Raw genomic sequence first — 16,419 nt, forward strand, 5'->3', positions numbered from 1 at the left:
CACGACCGTGCGCTATGAACGACGCGCCGCGCGTAACCCACCAGAATGTCTGTAAGGCTAAGTTACAGCAAATGCCAGAACCAGGCGCTGGTCCAGAGGCAAAGTCATAGTTTCCTGTGACTCTGACTGTGCAGGTTGCACAATGGCTTCGCCGGGCAGATCGGACAAGTCCCAGCTACCTGGGGGACTAAGCCTTGTGAAGCGTGTGGAGGTCTGTAGGTCCGGGGCAGACGCTCAGGCGATGGCTCGGTCGGGCTGCTGAGTGAGGATCTTGTCGCCGTAAGTTTGGGCGCAGCGCAGGGCGAGCTCGATGTAGGTGGCGCGTTCTTCGATGGAATGGCCCAGCAGTTCTTCGGATTGGTTGATGCGGTAGCGAACGGTGTTGGGGTGGACGTTCAATTGCTGGGCGGTGGCCGGCGCGTTGCGGCCGCCGGCCAGGTATGCCAGCAGTGTTTCGCGCAGCCGGGCGGTGGTTTCGTCGGTGCTGGTCAGCGCGCCCAATTCCCTTGCCGCCATGGCGCGCATCGCTTCGACGCTGCCGTCACCGGTGGTGAGGCACACCAATTCGACGTCGGAGTAGCGGATCACCGTTGGCCCGTAGTCGGTTGCGATCGCCACCCGCTGCGCGGCGATCGCCTCGCGATGACTCTGCCGGAAACCGGCGATATCCGGCGCCGAGCAGCCGATGGCGGCATGCAGGCCCGGCTGCCCGATCGACGGCAAGGCGTCGAGATTCGGCGCACCCGCCGTGGCGATCCAGGCCCACATGCCGCGGACACCGGACGACAGCATCAGCGGTCGCGGCGCGTCGAGGAGGGCGGCGATGTCGTTGCCGAACTTTTCCAGCGTGCGCACCGGGTCGGGGGTGCCGGCCGATTCGTCGGTCCACAGCACGATCGCGGTCTGGTGGCGGCGCAGCGAATGACCCAACTGCGACTCGGCGTGGTCGACATCGACGGCATCGCCGCGCAGCAACGAACCCGCGAGGCCGAATCGCCGCGCCAGCGCGCCGCGCTGCCATTGCTCACGCTCATCGGTGTAGACCGCGACGGACGCCTCCACGCAGGTATCGGTCCATTCGAGAACGCGATCCCAGAACAGCAACAGGACGGCGCTGCGCAACTGGTCGTCCTCGATTGCCTTGTTCAGGAAGTCGGTGATGTACTGCCACAGCATGGCCTGGCCGACCCGATAGGTCCGCATCACCACATCGATGCCGAAACCGCGGCGGGCAACCGTCCGCGACAGCGCGAGCACCTCCGCGGGCGGATGTACCTCGAAGACCTCCCTGCTGACCATGGCCAGGAAGCTGCGCCAGTGCGAGCGGGTCGCCGCGTGCAATTGTTCGGCGAGCTCGGCATCCGCGGGCAGCTGGGCGTTGACTTCGGCGATCCTGCCATCGACCAGGGCGACCAGTTGCTGGGTCTGCTCGTCGTTGCGAGCTTGCGCCCCGAACTGGACAAGCCAGTCGAGGGCTTCCTGATCCAAGGCAGTCATAGCGATATTCTGCTGCTCGGGATGGCGGGGCGCGGCGCATTCGTCCTATCGGCGGAACGAGATTCAATCTGAAAAGTTCACGACGCACACCGCGCGAATACGGGCCTACGCGTTTTCGCTAGGTAATCTGAGCGCTGAGGCGCGGCTCGCCGCGCGACTAGCTATCGCTGTACCCAGACACTAGGGCCGACGCAGTTCCTGGTCCGCACCGTTTGGCATTCCGATCAGTACTGACCCCACATGCGGAGGGTTGTCATGAACGGATCATCGATCAGCGAACAACAGAGCCAACTAAAAACCGATAGGTCGGTTTGTATCCCCGACCCGTGGGCATAACCCGCTCATGAAACCGGAGGAAGCTGCGCGCCGCTTGCTGGAGGACATATTGGCGCGTTACGAGTCAGTGGAGGAATTCATCGGCTTACTGCGGGTCGACCCGTTCGTCGACACCACGGAAATCCCGCCGATATCGGACTATCTCTGGACCATTCCCACCTAGATCGCAGACGGGCCGAAACCCGTAAACTTCCGCGCCGGTACCTACCGGCGTTCGATGGAACGTGGCCTGCGCGCGTCGAATTCGCGCGCCAGGTCCGTCCAGTCGTTCGCCAGCGCGGCCAGTCGCGTCCACGCCGCGTGCACCCGCTGCTCCGCCACCTTCTCGGCGGTCATCAGTAGATGATCGGCGAGAACCTGCGCGGCGGCCATTCGGTCGACGGCGGTGCCGAGAGACTCGGTGGTCCGATCTCGCGTGCGGCGCGGCGCCAGCTGGTGGGCCACCCATCCGTCGATGACGGTGACGATTTCGCTTCGGCGACGGTCGATTTCCGCCGCCCGCTCCGGCTGTGCGCGGCGCGTGTGGTGCAGTTGCGCCAAGGCCCGAGCCAGTTTCGTGACGAGGTGATCGCCCGGTCGGTCGCCGGTCTGCATGCGCAGCGCGGCGGATAGCTCGTGCCAGTCAGGCAGCAGCGGGCGGGCCGTGCCGCCGTCGATCGACAGGGCTCGGGGGCTAGGTCCCTCGGCGGTTTGCACGGTCACGTGACGAAGCCGGTGCGGCACCACGGGAATCGCGGCGCGGGCACGTGGCTAACTATCCCGGCGCGTGCCTCGCTGAGCGCGGCCGGCCGCCCGATTCGGTCGTAAGACCGGGCGTCCCTCATCTCTCGGTTGTCCGGATGCGTGGGCAAGGTTGGCCTTCCCTAGCGACGGTCGAGGTGCATCCGACCCCGGCGACCAGCCATATTCCTCTAGTTCGACCGGCCGTTCTGCGCGTACCCGAGATAAGGGAGCAAAGCGCCCGGCGCCGGATGCACCTACCAGTTTCGCCCACGACGGCGTCTCTCCGAAAGACTGGTTCAGGTCATTTCGGACCGCGTTTGGCCTCTTTGGTTATGGTCCCGCAATCCATGCCGACCGATCCGGACCCGCCGTCGCGTCGAATACGTGATGGTCCGAGCCCGAATGCCGCCGTCAGGCGCCGTTGACCATGGATCCTGGTGGGGGATGGCCGGTCTCCGGGAAGACGGTGAAGTGGCGGACGGTGCCGGAGAGGTTGGGGAGTTCGGTGGGCGGCGTCCAGGTTCGGAAGTTGTCGTAGCTGTCGCTGTAGAGGTATCTGCCCTCGGTGTAGGCGTCGAAGAAGATTCGCCAGCCGCCGCCGGGGAGGCGGATGATGGACTGGCCTTCTCGTGGGGTACCCCAATTGGCCCAATCATCCTTTGCGACAAAGACATACGGGCCGAGGGGGTCGTCCGCGACGGCGAGTTCGATGTACTTCGTGGTCTCATGCTTGGTGAAGGCGAAGTACCGGCCTTCGTGGCGAACGACGGTGGTGTCGATGTAGCCGTATGAAGTGTCGTCGTGAGCGGCAAGGCCAGCCATCGGAATCAACGGGCCCCACAACCGCAGGCCGGGATCGAGGGCGGTCATCAGGTGGGCGGTGAACCGGTAGCCGTCGGACAGTGACACGATCACATTGACCCGGCCACGAGCGTCGACGAACCATTCCGGCGCCCACGTCGACGTCACGCCGGGTATGGGCACCGTGAAGTCGTACAGGTGGTGCCAGGTGATCCGGTCGGTACTGCGCGCGAAACCGATGGTCTGGCCCTCCCACCCGGTGGTGTAGGCGAGGTAGTAGGCGCCGTCGGCGTGGCGGAACAGGCACGGGTCGCGCAAGAGTCCGGACGGTGGTCGGTAAGCGGGACCGCTCAGCAGGTCGAAGTTGAGCGCGTCGGTGGATTCGTAGACGTACAGATCGGTTTCGTTGGCATTGGTGAACGCGGTCATCGTGTATCGCACCACCGGCTCGGTGGCCGTGGCAGGCTGCAGCGCGAGCAGGCTTATCGGCAAACCTGCCGCCAATGCCAGCGCGGACCTGCGACTCATCGGCACCAATGCCACAAAACGGATTATCCAGCGCAGCTTGCCGTCCGACTACCGACACGCCGCAGGTGGCGCCGTCGCCCCGGCTTGACCGGCCATTGCCGCGACCGGCGCCCGAGCCGTCCGCGATCGACCCGGACCGGGAGGCCGTCCGGGGTGTGCGTCGGACGAGCTCTCCGGCCGATCCGCCGCGCCGCCCGCAGCGTGATCGGATGGCTGTGTCGGAGAACAAGTTACGCGACCATCCTTGGTCGCCAGCCCAAGACAACGTGCCGCCGACCTGCGACTCTCTAGTCAGGTGAGGATCTGCCTGGCACATCGCACGAACCGCACTCCGGTCCCGATCAGTGCCACGCTCGCCGCGCGCACTAGCTCGTTTGCCGAACGCCGAGTATCTGGAGCCGGAATTATGCCCGAGCCCGCCGACCAACCGTCCCTCGTAGAACAAGCACCGCCTGCTCTGCCGACCGCCCGCGAACTACTGGACGCGATGCATGATGTTGTGCCCGAACACCATCCAGCCGCATCTATCCTGCGAGCCGCCTGCCTGCTCGCCGCGGTGGACGAGTGGATCCACCGCCACCGAGCCGCGATCGAGATGAGCCCGCCCGCGCTGCGGCGGGCCAGTAGTCCCGGCATCGAACGTGCGGCGCGCACGCTGCGCCGATATCTGGTCGAAGGAATCGCCGATGCGGCCCCCGGTGTCGACGGAGTCGGCAAGGCGGTGGGCCAACTGGCCGCCGCGTGGGTCGACTGGCGCAGCGTGACCACGAGTGACGACCCATCCCGCCAAGTCGACACCCGCCAGGCCTTGATCGCCGCCTGCCACGCCTACAACGAACTCGCCGGGCACGACGACCGCGAAACGTAGCGTTGATCGTGGCGAGAATGCCATCGGCGTGTCACTTTTTGCTGAATGCAACATTGCGTTTACTTCGGCGGCACATTCGGGCGATCATTCCACCCGGAATCGCCACGGGGTAGCGAAAAGCTGGGTAATCTGGTCGAGTCCCAATGCAGTTCGGGACAGTTCCGCAGAGTGAGTCGTGGTCGCCCCTGCGGCTCACTATCGCTGTACACAGTCCGATGAGGCTCGGGGGCCCCCGGGCCTCATCGTTCGTATATTCCACAGCAGAATTTCGGGCGTCGCCCGGTGATGTCGGGCATCCGTCGGCCGCAGCGATAATTCGTGCCGAATTCTCCGATCCAGACCCGCCGCGGATCCGAATATGCCGTAGTGCCGACACGTGTCGGATCGTTGTCGGCCACCTTTACCGGATTCGAGACGACAAGGGGTTACCTATGTTTCACAAAACCGCGATTGCCGCGGTAACCGGGCTGTTCGCTGTCGCCACGACGCTTGCCGTAGCCGCGGGCACGGCAAATGCGACGCCCCAGCAGGGTCCGGCCGGTGGGACGGAGCTGGTACAGCAGTTCGTTCCAGTGGCGGGACCCTCGGCCACCGACTCGGATGGCGGCGAGGGGGGCAACGGTGGAAAGGGTAAGGACGATAAGGGGAAGGGCAAGGGGAAGGGCAGGGGCGGTAAGGGAAAGGATAAGCAGAGCGTCGAGGAAAAAGTCGCAGCAGCGCTCAGTTCCGCTTTGCGGGATCTCATCATGCCGCCGAATGGCGGCGCCGACAAGGGACCCCTTGACATCCCGATTTCCACGTGGCTGGATATGTTCCTCGGGCCCGAGCCGGGGAAGGACGACAGCGAACCGGACAGCGAAGCCGAGTTCATTCGACCGAACTGACTCCGTGCGTTACTGATTGATCCCGCTGGCAGGCAGGTCCGCACATCGCCGAACAAGCGATCGGACCTGCCTGCTGCTATACGGCCGTACTTCGAGTCGGGCGCTACTCAGCGCCGATGACCGCGGAGCTCGACTCCGGTGGTATCGAGAAAGTCTGTGTCCCAGCCGGTTCGGACGAGCCGTCGGCGCCCCGTGTAGAGCAGGCACGCGCTTTCCGACAGCAGTAGCGCCCAGATTACGTGCCGCGCTGTTTTGAGGCGCTCAGCCTTCGCCTCGGCGGATTCCGGGCGGATCCGGACGGGTGCCGGATCGGCGGTACCTGAGCGTACCTCGATGGCACCATCTTTCGGTTTATGCGACTTCCGAGGGGACGAGGGAGGTTCGGGCACGGTCAGGGGCGGGTCGGGGACAATTTTGTCGGCTGCGGTGGCGGCCAGGACATCCGGCTGGGCGACGGCCGGTTTGGGTTTCGCTGCTACCGGCTCGGCGCGGGAAAGTTCGATGAACCAGTCGGCGATGAAGTGCACCGAGGGGCGACCCGCGGCGACCGCAGTGACCGCGTAGGCATTGTGGCGGGCCACCGCGTCCTGGTATTTGCCCCAGACGTCCGTGTCGGCAAGTTCGAGATTGTCGCTGACCAGGTGCCCGATCGCATTGAACGCCTGGGTGACGACCTGCGTGAAACGCGGCGCGGACGAGCGTTTCGGCATCGAGGCGAACGTTTTCGCGCTCAGTGTCGCCAGACCGGCGAGCGGGTCCGTGGCGCCGACGGCCCCGATCTGGCAGACATCTTCGGGAGTGAGGACGGTACCGACAATGCTGGTCAGGGTGTTCAGTGCGATAGTCGCGACGCGCAGCACGGCCGACGGGCCGGTCGGGTCGTCGAGCAGTGACCGGGGGTCGGATGCTTCGGCGAGCCGCTGGCTGAGCGACTTCTCGTGCGAGAGTACGAGACTGCCCGGGGTCAGGCCGTGCAGGTCCTTGTCGACCACGTCGGTAGCGGTTTTGCTGACGGTGGCGGCCAGCGCGTCGGCGATCGAGGACAGCGCGGTCAGCGGGTCGTCCAGCGGCAGCAGCGCCTGGCCGGCGATGTTGATGATCATGTGCAGCAGCGGTGCGTTCGCCGGGGAGTCGCAGGCGAGGTCGCCATCGATGCAGAACGACGCGACTCGACCGGTGAGCGCGCCGAAGTCGGGGGCGAGGTCACGCAACGGTCCGATCCCACCTCCCGCGGCAGGTGCGGGCTGAGCCTGCAGCTCGGCGAGACCGTCCGCCACTGTGCCTGGCGGCGGGTCGGGGGCGAGTTTGCCCGCGGCGCCGGGGAACAGCGGGGCGCCGGGGTAGCGGGTGGGGTCGGCGAGCAACGCGACTCCCGCGATGCGGTCGGCGGGAATCGCAGACTGGCCACGGCCGATTTCCTGGGCCAACAAGGAGGCGATGTGCGCGCCTTGCGAGTATCCGGCGAATGCCAGGCGGGTGTTCTCGCATCGTTCGATGACGGAGTGCGCCATCGTGCGCAGCTGCTGCAGGCCGCCGGTCACCGATTGCGCGTAGGGGACCTGGCCGCCTGGCACCGCGCCACCGAAGCCGGCTTCGTAGGGGACATAGGCGCGGTCGGTGCGGCTCCGCTCGGCCGCCAGCATCGGCTGGAAGATCGCCGAGAGCATGCCTCGGTCGCTGGCCGGGTCCGCGTTCGGCGAGGATTCGCCGGTGCCGGGCACGCCGATGGCGTAAAGGTCTGGGCAGCGTGCCGATTGGCCCGCCGCGGGCTGGGCCGCGCCGCCGCCGACTCCGGCGTTCATGGCGAGGGCCGCGCCTGCGACCACTGTCCCTACTCTCCGAATACCTGTTCTGGAGAACAGCATTCGACGCAAAGTCCCCACCTTCATATCGATCTGCGTGGCCTGAGGCTGGTGCCGGTCCGGGGTGGGCTTCGCCGCCACCCCGGACCGTGTCGAATCAGCCGCCGAGGAGCGCGGTTACGACGCTGACGAGTCCCGAGGTGAGGGCGGTGACAACGGCGGTGAGGAGCGGTGCGAGCATGATCTCCCTTTCGTGTTCATCTGGTTATGAACCGACCGGTCAGTCTTCGTGAGGTCAACCCCGACGCAAGGTCTGAAATGCCGGTGTCCCTCTTCGAAGACTCCAGACGGTGGGAACAACCCGGTTGGGTGTCCAACGCTGGCCATGCCGGGAACCGTCAGTGGCAGGCGTCGATAGTGTCTTCGTTACCCAAGTACGTTCGGATGGAAGAAAAGACGGACGAGTTTTGCCAGGGCTGCGAACTGGGCCAATGCCCGTCCTTAGGGGCTGCCTCGAGCGGCGCGCGACGGCGCAGGGGTTTTGTCCTCGCGGTGGCTGGTGCGCTAGCCTTTCCGCGGTCCGGCTCATGCTCTCGTTCGACAAGTGGCACCGATCTGTCCATGGCGTATCACAGGAGCAGTCATGTTGAGTGGTCTCTTCGATCTGGTTAACAGCGTGCTTGCGGTAGTGGAAAATCTTGTCGGGATCGTTTCCCTCGGCATTTTGGGTTGACCGGCAGGCGCGCCTTTCCGTTTCCTCCGCAACGAATTCGGACGATTCGGAGGGGCGCGCAGCCTCCGCATTCTGTGCTGCTACTGCTGCCGGGGGTTCTCCGGTGCGCGACGGACGATCGAGGAAGGTTCGCGGTGACACGTACGGTGCAAGGGCTGGCCACTTTAGCCGGAGCCGCAATTGTAATCTACTGTGCCGGAATGGATTCCGGCGCTGTGTGGCAGCCGGAGGAAGTGCGGGCCCCCGTCGGGTCTGGATGGTTCGGCGCGACCGTCGACAATGTGGAGCACCGCAGCGACATCGGCGGGCCCCGTTGGTAGGCAAAATCATTCCCCTGCTTCCTGGCAGGGTGCACGGGACCGCCGTGCTGGCGGCCGACGCCACCCGGGAGCTGATGGCGCAAGCGCACGCCAGGGCGAGCAGCGCCGCGGGCCGCGCCAGCGCGGCGAGCCGACGAGCGGTCAACCGGGAGAAGGCCGTCGAGCATGTCGCACGCGCCCACGGGTCCGCGCGCGCCGTCGCGGCGTCGAACACCACCCGTGACGCCGCATGGCACGCCTACGTCGCCGCCAACCACGCGATCAAAGCGACGTTCTACGCGGTCGCCACCGCCGACACCGCGGTGACCGTCCAGGCCGCGGCCGCCACCGCCCTCGAGGCCGCGAAAGCCGCCGCCTTCGCCCCCGACGACGTCACGGTCGCCGACGCCGCCGCGTCGGCGGAGGAACAAGCCGCCGGTGCCAGCAACGAAGCCTACGGCGCGCCACCAGCTGTCACCATCGCCCGGATCGGCCACGGCCTGTCCACGAACTAGCTCAGCTCGGCGTGTGCCACCTCCGCACTCGCCGCAGGACCGGGGTTGCCGCAGATTCAGCAATTAGTCGGTTAAGTTCTCGGTTTATGCGCACATGGACTCGGCGTGCCGCGGTAGCGCTCGCGGCCTCGACGGCAGCGCTGTTGGTGACCGGCACAGCGGTTGCTGTTCCACCGGAGCCCGCGGCGGGTGTTCCCGCGCTCGGACCGGGGTTTCTGTGGGGTGTGGCAGCGTCCGGCTTTCAGTCGGAGGGCCACGCGCCGGACAACGATGTGCTCGATGTCGGTTCGCTCGACTCGGATTCGCCCGGCCAAGCTTCGCTGGAGAACGATGCGCCAGACAGTAACTGGCTGCGCTACATCGAGCGGCATCCGGAGTTCGACAGGTATCGCAGCGCCATCGACTTCTACCACCGCTACGCCGCCGATATCGACTTGGCGAAGGCGCTCGGGGCGAAGGTGTTCCGGATCGGCATCGAATGGGCGCGGCTGCAACCGAGGAATCGTGAGGAGTGGGACGCCGACGGGTTCCGCTTCTACGACGCGGTCATCGCCAAGATCATCAAGTCGGGCATGCGCCCGATGGTGACGCTCGATCATTGGGTGTACCCGGGGTGGGCCTTCGACCGCGACGGGTGGGACAACCCGGAGATGGTGCAGGACTGGCTGGCCAACATGCGCAAGGTCGTCGACCGCTACGCCGCACGAAATCCCTTGTGGGTCACCATCAACGAGCCCGTCGCCTACATCATGCACGAAGTGCGGCACAACGGCACCGACCAGCATGCGATGGAGGACCGTGTCGCCGAAGCGCACAATGCGATCTTCGACTACATCCACGAGAAGCGGCCCGACGCTCAGGTGACGAGCAATATCGGCTACGTCGCCGGTATCGATGATCAGGTCAATGGCCCGTTGTTCGCGAAGATTCGGGACCGGCTCGACTACATCGGCGTCGACTACTACTTCGCCTTCGAACCGCCGAATTCCAGCCCGCCCGCCACCGTCCGGTCCATCGCGGCCGTCGGTGCGCCGGGGATGTGGAACTTGCCGTTGCGGACCGAGGGCATCTACTACGCGGTGAAACGCTATGCGGATATGTTCCCGCCCGGCAAGCCGGTCTACGTCGTAGAGAACGGAATCCCCACCGAGAACGGTGCGCCGCGCGCCGACGGATATACCCGCAGCGACCATTTGCGCGACACCGTCTACTGGCTCCAGCGCGCCAAGGCGGATGGCGTGAACATCATCGGCTACAACTACTGGAGCATCACCGACAACTACGAATGGGGCAGCTACAACCCACGATTCGGCCTCTACACCGTGGATGTGCGGGAGGACCCCTCGCTCACCCGGCGGCCCACCGACGCCGTCGCCACCTACACCGCGACCATCGCGGCGGGCGGCGTCCCCGGCGACTACCGGCCGACCCGGCCGCCTGCGGACTGCGGCGTCGTCGATCCGACACCTGGGTGTAGCGACCTCGTCATTCCGTAGCGAGGAAGCGGTTTCTACGACGTAGGCCCGGCGTCGGCCACTCCGCCTACTCCGTTTCCGCGGCGTTGCCCTCATTGCGGGCAGCTTGTTTCGCGGACTCCAATTCGGTGCGCAGGCGGGCGGCGGTTTGCTCGTCGCCCGCGTCTTCCGCGGTGGTGATGTCTTGGTGGAGTTGGGCGATGATGTCCTGGGAAACCATGGTTCTCCTATCGGTTGAACTCGGGGCATCCGGTCTGTTCGTGCTGAGTGACCGCTGTGGCGGAACGGAAACATGTGAACGTCGGCACACAACAAAAACGGGATGCCCGCGAGGGGCATCCCGTTCCGACCACAAATGTGGGGTTATCGGCTCACGCCACGACTTCGATGATGTCACCGGGGTTGAGGTAGCGGTAGAACTCCTCGGCACCCTCGGGGCTCATTCGAATACAGCCGTGCGACTGCTCTTCGAGCGGTCCGATGTGAGTCGCGATATCACCGTCGAAGAATACGGCCCACTTCATCGGAGCATTGTGCATCGTGCTCCAGAAGTCTTCGCGCTTGAAGTCGACGTCGAAGACTCCGACATGGCTTTCGTATCCCGGCCGCCCGTGCGAAATCGGGGTCGGACCGTAGATGGTCTTGCCATCGTCCATCAGCCACGCCTCATTGGTCGACAGCCGCATGCACGCTCGTGCCTTTTCCGCGGTGCACGGTGCGAGGACCGGTGCAGGCGGGGGCGGCTGAATGATCGCCGGCACGCCGGGGATATCCGGGCCACCGGGCCATAATGGTTCGGCCTGCGCGGTCGCGGTCATGGCGAGTCCGGCTGACGCAACGCCGATCAGGACCGCGAATCTAGCAGACCAACTTCTACAACGCTTGCTGCTCATCAAATCTTTGACCTCTCTTCGCCTTGCCGCCACGCTGCGTGCCGAATGCCAGGGGGTGATAGGACTACCTCGCCGTAGAGCTTCCGAAACCCGAGGTGTCAGCAGATCATCGCGGACGTTGTGCGTGCGGTCAATCGCGGCGCGCAAATATTGTCTAGCCAAACAATCCGCCACTGTGGCCGGACTGCTGTCCGCCGCCGGTGCCGCCGATGAACCCGCCTGGCGGCAGCTCGGACGGCTGCACGATGACGAAGCCGCGTCCCGAGAACGACAGCGTCATTCCCTCGCCGGTGCTGCGGCCCATCAACCGGCCGAGACCGAACGAGTCGTTGCGTTTGATCCCGGTCTGCAAGCTCGATGACCAGGCCACCGCCGCCTGGGGGTCGGCGTAGGTCGGCTGGTCCACCTGGAGCACCACCGGCGAGCCGTGCGTGGTGATGGCGATCCGGCCGCGGCCGGTGAAGACGCAGTTGAAAAGCCCGGCGTTGCTGGCGACTCCGGCCGCACCCTGTACGCGTTGGACGTTGTAGGACAGCGAGGTATCGAAGGCGAGCACGTTGGAACCGTTGATGGTGAGGCCATCGGTGCCGTCGAGATCGATGAGATGCACGTCGGCCGCACTATCGGCGAGGAACAGGTCGCCGCGACCGGACACCTTCATCAGCGGAACGCCTTCGCCGGTGAGCCGCTGCGTGATCGCCCGGCCGATGCCGCCGGAGCCGAGCGCCTTGAACTGCATATCGCCCTGGTAGGCGACCATCGAACCGGCCCGCGCCATGACCTCGCCATTGACGGCGACCTTGATCATCTTGCCGCCCTGTTTCTGGATGCCGACGCCGGTGACTTCGGCGTGGCTCGGGTTGAACAGATCGCTCTGCATCGGCAGTGCTCCTTGCTGAGGTGGTGGTGCGGCGGGTGGTGCGTAGGCGGGGGCCGGGGGATAGGGCGGCGGAACCGCCCCTGGCGGCGGGTAGTTCGGTCGCGGAACCGGCGCGGCGGCAGGCGGGTTCGGCGGGGCAGCCTGCGGCGCTGCGTGCGTGGCGGCCTGCGGCGCTGCGGGTTCGTCGTCGATGTTCACGCCGAACGCCTGCGCGATACCGGCCAGCCCGTTGTCGTAGCCCTGGCCGACCGCGCGCACCTTCCAAGCGCCGCCGCGGCGATAGATCTCCACACACACCACCGCTGTCTCGGTGGTGAGTCCGTCCATCGGGAAAGTCAATGTCCCCGTGTCGGATCCGATGGTCGTCAGCAACGTCCCGGCGGCGGCGAAGGTGGGCGGTCCGCTGCCGTCGAGGCTGGCGGTGACCACGACGGTGTCGACATCGGCGGGCAGCGCGCCGGTTTGCACGTCCACCATGTCGGCCCGCCCGCTGCCGTGCCGATAGGTGACGCCGGGCCCGACCGGCTGGTTGAAGAAGACGAAGTCGGCGTCGGACCGAACTCGCCCGTCCGTACCGAGCAGCAGCGCCGATACGTCCACCCCGGCCGAGCAGGTGACGGTCACCGTCATTCGGTCGCTGGGCGCCGGCCGGTTCTCGCCGCGGGCAAGGGCGGTCACTGCGGACCACCCGGGGACTCGGCGATCGGGCCGAATGGCATGCGATTCACGGCATCAAGTGTGTCCCGAGTCGGGCCAGCGCGCCACCACCCGCGCCGTGCGATGGTTCGTCTACCGGTCGGCGATGCTGAGTTCGGGATCGGCGAGCGTACCGGTGGCCGGCGTGCTTCGACGCGCCCGCGCCACGGCGACACCGGCACCGAACGTCGCTACGACAATCGCCAGCAGCGTTGTCGCGACGAGGGTCGAGCCGCCCACCAGAGTGGTGAAGTTGTCGATGACAAGAACGGTCACCAGAAACAATCCGGCGGTGCCGAGGGCTGGCGCATACACCGTATGCCATTGGCGGCGGTCCAGGCCGGTGCGGCGGAAGAAGACGATGACGGCGACGCTGGTGAGCAGCATCAGCAGCAGGATAGCGACGGTCGCCAGGCCGGACATCCAGGTGAACAGGTGCAGGATCGGGTCCGCGCCCGCGACGGCGAAGGTGCCGACGACCAGTGCGGCGGACAGGGTTTGGGCGAGCGAGGCCTTGTGCGGCGAGCCGTGGCGGAGGTGGATGTGGCCGAGCGCCGGGTGGCCGATGCCGTCGCGGGCCAGCGCGTAGCCGTAGCGCGCGACCACGTTGTGCAGCGCGAGCAGGGCGGCGAACAGGCTGGTCACCAGCAGGACGGCCATGCTGTCGGCGGCGGTTTCGCCGAGGTAGAGCCGTGCCGCGGTGAAGGTCAATCCCTCCGGGTCCGCGCCCGCCGCGGCGGCCACATCGGCACTGCCGAACGCGAGCACCATCGCCCAGCTGGCCACCGCGTAGAGCCCGCCGATGGTGAGCACCGCGAGGTAGGTGGCCCGCGGGATGGTGCGGCGCGGGTCGCGGGTCTCCTCGCCGTAGATCGCGGTGGCTTCGAAGCCGATGAACGACGCGATAGCGAACATCAACGCCACACCGGGTGAGCCGTCGAAGAACGCCGACGGAGTGAAAGAAACAGCATCGATACCGCGCGCCCCACCCTTGACCAGCACCGCGGCGGACAACGCGACGATGATGCCGATCTCGACGACGAGCAGCACACCGAGCACCTTGGCACCGAGCTCGATATTGCGATAACCGAGCACCCCGACGACCGTCAAGAGCGCGAAAGCATAGATGTACCAAGGCAAGTCGGGTCCGCCGTAGTGGACGACGAGCTCTTCGACGGTCGAGGCCGCCAGCCCGTAGATCCCGGCTTGGATGGCGGTATAGGTCAGCAGCGCCAGCCCCGCCGCACCGAGTCCGGTGCTGGTGCCGAGTCTACGGCGGACGTAGGCGTAAAAGGCGCCCGCCTCGTCCATGTGGCCGCTCATCGCGGCGTATCCGACGCTGAAAACGAGCAGGACGGCCGCGGCGACGAGGTACGCGGTCGGTGCGCCCGCCCCGTTGCCGAGGCCGATCATCAGCGGCAGCGCACCCGCGACGGCGGTGAGCGGTGCGGCCGCCGCGATGACGAGGAGCACGATCCCGGTCACCCCGATCGAGCCACGTAATCGTGCACCGGCAGTGGGTGATTCAGTCATCGGGAGCTCCTTGGCAGCAACTTGTCGACTTGTCGCAGTGGCCGGAGCTGCTGCGAGGAACATCGAGGGTGGGATTGCGGTCGAAGAAGCCGACCGGTTTGAGCACGAATCCGGTGTAGTCGACCGGCATGATCGGCCAGTCCTCCGGTCGCGGAAAATGCGTGAGGCCGAAGGTATGCCACACGACCAGGTCTTCGTTGTCGAGCGCGCGATCGCCAGCGACGTAGGCCGGGAGACCCGCTCCGCCGGGATGCTGGTTGACGAAATCACCTGCGGCATAACGTTGATCCGGGTCGTATCGGGTCACCCAGAGGCTCTTGGTGGCGAAGGTGGCACGCTTGGCGATCGGCGACTCGTCGTCGGCGAGCAACGTCTGCCTGCCCTCCGGGTGCAGCACGTAGCAGACGGGCTGGCCGAGGCGGTTGCGCACCTCGGGATTGCTGATGTGCCAGGTGCGGCCGACCCGGTTGTCCGCGAGCCGCTGGGCCTGCGCTTCGCTGGTCAATACCGTCCGCTGCTGGGTGAAGGCGTTGCCGTGCGGATTGGCCGGGCCGATCGGCACGCGAACGGTCTCGACCTCCTCGACGCGGTTGCGGTGCCCGTCGACCATCATGTCGAGCCGGGCGCTGAACAGGTGCTGGTGATACGGCGCGCCGAGGCCGGGCGCGACCTGCGTGGCGAAGGGGTGATCGACGCCGGGATAGGCGGCGGTGAAGACGATTCCGGTGGCCTTGACCTCGAAGCCGATGGTTCCGTCCAGGTACAGGTACCAGAAGAAGCCGTAGTCGTAGTTGCCGACCGTGGTGAAGAACGAGATCACCAACCGGCGTTGGCGGCGGACCTCCCGCGACCCGGTCCACAGGTCGGTGTGCTTCCACAGCACCCCGAAATCCTCTTCGTGCAGACAGATCGCGTTGCGCAGGGTGCGCGCACGGCCTGCCTCGTCGGCAACGACCGCGTCGAAGTAGGTGATGTCGCCGACGCAGTCGCAGCCGAGCTCGAGCGCGTTCGCGTAGCGTCCGACGAGATACTCGCCGGTGTCGAAATAGTTCTGCCACGAGCGGACCGGTGACGGATCACCATAGGGCACAACCATTTCCGCGATCGAGGCGCGATGGATGATCGGCCGGAGCCGACCGCCGTCGTGAAAGCCTATCTGGTGCAGGACAAGGCCTTCGCGTGCGTCGAAACCCACCCGCATCGACCACTTTTCCCATTCGACCAGGTTCCCGCGCACCGTGAAGCTTGGTCCTTGCGGTTGGCTGATCTCGATCGGTTTCTGGGTGGTCCGCAGCGGACCGGTGACGGTGAGGTCGTCGAAGTTGCCGGATTCCTGGGGCACCGCGACCGGCCCGGTGTCGATGACCTGAAGTACCTCGCGCGTCATGACGTCGACGAACGCGACGAGTCCGTCGATCGGATGGGCCCATGGATGGTCCTTGTCGTGCTGCTGATGGAACGCCAAACCGCGCAGGATGCGGCGGCCTTCCTCGCCCTCGTAGCCGAATACGCCCGCCGACAGGGGAGCCACCCGCACCGCGGCGACGTCGAGGCCGCGGGCGGCCAGCGCGGTCAACCAGTCCGGGTCGGTGGACAGCACCGCTTCGACCAGTTCGAATTCCTCGTCGAGCACGGGCAGTTGGCCGTCGACGATCGCGTCGAGGGTGCGCTGGGCGAGCACGGCCCTGCTGCCGAGCGACACGATCAGATCGCTGGCATTGGGCCGGTCGACGTCGTGCAGCAGTACGCGGAAGCGCCGGTCCGGTGTCGTGGCGTTCGTCGAGTCGTTTACCGCGTATTTGTCCGGTTCTTCGAGGCCGACGTAGACGAATCGTGTCGTCGGCGCGATCAACCCGGCTTCGTCGACAATGGCGCGCATCCGGTCGATCTCTTCTTCGGTGGGCAACGCGAGCGGATGATCGGCACGTTTCGGTGTCGGTGTGGGCATAAGCCCTC

General features: G+C 66.1%; 14 protein-coding genes. 5 read left to right on the plus strand and 9 right to left on the minus strand.

Features of this window, described 5'->3' with window-relative positions:
* Positions 1–234: 234 nt before the first annotated feature.
* Positions 235–1,497 (minus strand): PucR family transcriptional regulator, encoded by a 1,263-nt coding sequence (locus tag KV110_RS07920; RefSeq protein WP_218474727.1) that lies wholly within the window; start codon positions 1,495–1,497, stop codon positions 235–237.
* Positions 1,498–1,840: 343 nt separating this feature from the next.
* On the opposite strand from KV110_RS07920, the gene KV110_RS07925 reads away from it, so the two are divergent.
* On the plus strand, positions 1,841–1,996 hold the full coding sequence (locus KV110_RS07925) for a hypothetical protein (RefSeq protein ID WP_218474729.1): 156 nt from the start codon (positions 1,841–1,843) through the stop codon (positions 1,994–1,996).
* Positions 1,997–2,037: 41 nt separating this feature from the next.
* Here the strand turns inward: KV110_RS07925 and KV110_RS07930 are convergent, their stop codons facing one another.
* Both KV110_RS07930 and KV110_RS07935 read right to left on the minus strand, forming a co-directional pair.
* Positions 2,038–2,535, minus strand: a complete 498-nt coding sequence (locus KV110_RS07930; RefSeq protein ID WP_246634397.1) for a DUF4254 domain-containing protein — start codon at positions 2,533–2,535, stop codon at positions 2,038–2,040.
* A 432-nt stretch (positions 2,536–2,967) separates the two neighbouring features.
* On the minus strand, positions 2,968–3,885 hold the full coding sequence (locus KV110_RS07935) for a glycoside hydrolase family 43 protein (RefSeq protein ID WP_218474730.1): 918 nt from the start codon (positions 3,883–3,885) through the stop codon (positions 2,968–2,970).
* 406 nt (positions 3,886–4,291) lie between these two features.
* On the opposite strand from KV110_RS07935, the gene KV110_RS07940 reads away from it, so the two are divergent.
* Positions 4,292–4,753 (plus strand): hypothetical protein, encoded by a 462-nt coding sequence (locus KV110_RS07940; RefSeq protein ID WP_218474732.1) that lies wholly within the window; start codon positions 4,292–4,294, stop codon positions 4,751–4,753.
* A 431-nt stretch (positions 4,754–5,184) separates the two neighbouring features.
* Positions 5,185–5,637 carry a hypothetical protein gene (locus KV110_RS07945; protein ID WP_218474734.1) on the plus strand — a complete coding sequence of 151 codons (453 nt, stop codon included), beginning with the start codon at positions 5,185–5,187 and terminating at the stop codon, positions 5,635–5,637.
* A gap of 107 nt (positions 5,638–5,744) precedes the next feature.
* Here KV110_RS07945 and KV110_RS07950 read toward each other — a convergent pair whose 3' ends face one another.
* A complete protein-coding gene (locus KV110_RS07950; RefSeq protein WP_218474735.1) occupies positions 5,745–7,463 on the minus strand; it encodes a cutinase family protein in 1,719 nt (572 codons plus the stop codon).
* Positions 7,464–8,521: 1,058 nt separating this feature from the next.
* Between KV110_RS07950 and KV110_RS07955 the strand changes: the two genes are divergently transcribed.
* Together KV110_RS07955 and KV110_RS07960 are read left to right on the plus strand one after the other, a co-directional pair.
* A complete protein-coding gene (locus KV110_RS07955; protein WP_218474737.1) occupies positions 8,522–8,986 on the plus strand; it encodes a hypothetical protein in 465 nt (154 codons plus the stop codon).
* A gap of 86 nt (positions 8,987–9,072) precedes the next feature.
* Positions 9,073–10,482, plus strand: coding sequence for a family 1 glycosylhydrolase (locus KV110_RS07960; RefSeq protein WP_218474739.1), 1,410 nt, complete (start codon positions 9,073–9,075; stop codon positions 10,480–10,482).
* Positions 10,483–10,528: 46 nt separating this feature from the next.
* On the opposite strand, the gene KV110_RS07965 is transcribed toward KV110_RS07960, so the two are convergent.
* From KV110_RS07965 to KV110_RS07985, 5 genes are all read right to left on the minus strand, one after another.
* Positions 10,529–10,681, minus strand: a complete 153-nt coding sequence (locus tag KV110_RS07965) for a hypothetical protein (protein WP_218474741.1) — start codon at positions 10,679–10,681, stop codon at positions 10,529–10,531.
* A 151-nt stretch (positions 10,682–10,832) separates the two neighbouring features.
* Positions 10,833–11,279, minus strand: coding sequence for a L,D-transpeptidase (locus tag KV110_RS07970; RefSeq protein WP_246634398.1), 447 nt, complete (start codon positions 11,277–11,279; stop codon positions 10,833–10,835).
* 229 nt (positions 11,280–11,508) lie between these two features.
* A complete protein-coding gene (locus KV110_RS07975; protein ID WP_246634399.1) occupies positions 11,509–12,912 on the minus strand; it encodes an AIM24 family protein in 1,404 nt (467 codons plus the stop codon).
* Between the two features lie 111 nt (positions 12,913–13,023).
* Entirely contained in the window at positions 13,024–14,463 is a 1,440-nt protein-coding gene (locus KV110_RS07980; protein WP_218474743.1) for an APC family permease, read from the minus strand.
* Positions 14,456–16,411 (minus strand): primary-amine oxidase, encoded by a 1,956-nt coding sequence (locus tag KV110_RS07985; protein ID WP_218474744.1) that lies wholly within the window; start codon positions 16,409–16,411, stop codon positions 14,456–14,458. Before KV110_RS07985 ends, KV110_RS07980 begins: the two co-directional genes overlap by 8 nt.
* Positions 16,412–16,419 lie beyond the last annotated feature (8 nt).

This window comes from Nocardia iowensis (assembly GCF_019222765.1).
Taxonomy (GTDB): domain Bacteria; phylum Actinomycetota; class Actinomycetes; order Mycobacteriales; family Mycobacteriaceae; genus Nocardia; species Nocardia iowensis.

Coding starts and splice junctions, on each gene's coding strand:
- KV110_RS07920 (WP_218474727.1), bottom strand. CDS start 1,497: ATGACTGCCTTGGATCAGGAAGCCCTCGACTGGCTTGTCCAGTTCGGG.
- KV110_RS07925 (WP_218474729.1), top strand. CDS start 1,841: ATGAAACCGGAGGAAGCTGCGCGCCGCTTGCTGGAGGACATATTGGCG.
- KV110_RS07935 (WP_218474730.1), bottom strand. CDS start 3,885: ATGAGTCGCAGGTCCGCGCTGGCATTGGCGGCAGGTTTGCCGATAAGC.
- KV110_RS07940 (WP_218474732.1), top strand. CDS start 4,292: ATGCCCGAGCCCGCCGACCAACCGTCCCTCGTAGAACAAGCACCGCCT.
- KV110_RS07945 (WP_218474734.1), top strand. CDS start 5,185: ATGTTTCACAAAACCGCGATTGCCGCGGTAACCGGGCTGTTCGCTGTC.
- KV110_RS07960 (WP_218474739.1), top strand. CDS start 9,073: ATGCGCACATGGACTCGGCGTGCCGCGGTAGCGCTCGCGGCCTCGACG.
- KV110_RS07965 (WP_218474741.1), bottom strand. CDS start 10,681: ATGGTTTCCCAGGACATCATCGCCCAACTCCACCAAGACATCACCACC.
- KV110_RS07970 (WP_246634398.1), bottom strand. CDS start 11,279: ATGACCGCGACCGCGCAGGCCGAACCATTATGGCCCGGTGGCCCGGAT.
- KV110_RS07980 (WP_218474743.1), bottom strand. CDS start 14,463: ATGACTGAATCACCCACTGCCGGTGCACGATTACGTGGCTCGATCGGG.
- KV110_RS07985 (WP_218474744.1), bottom strand. CDS start 16,411: ATGCCCACACCGACACCGAAACGTGCCGATCATCCGCTCGCGTTGCCC.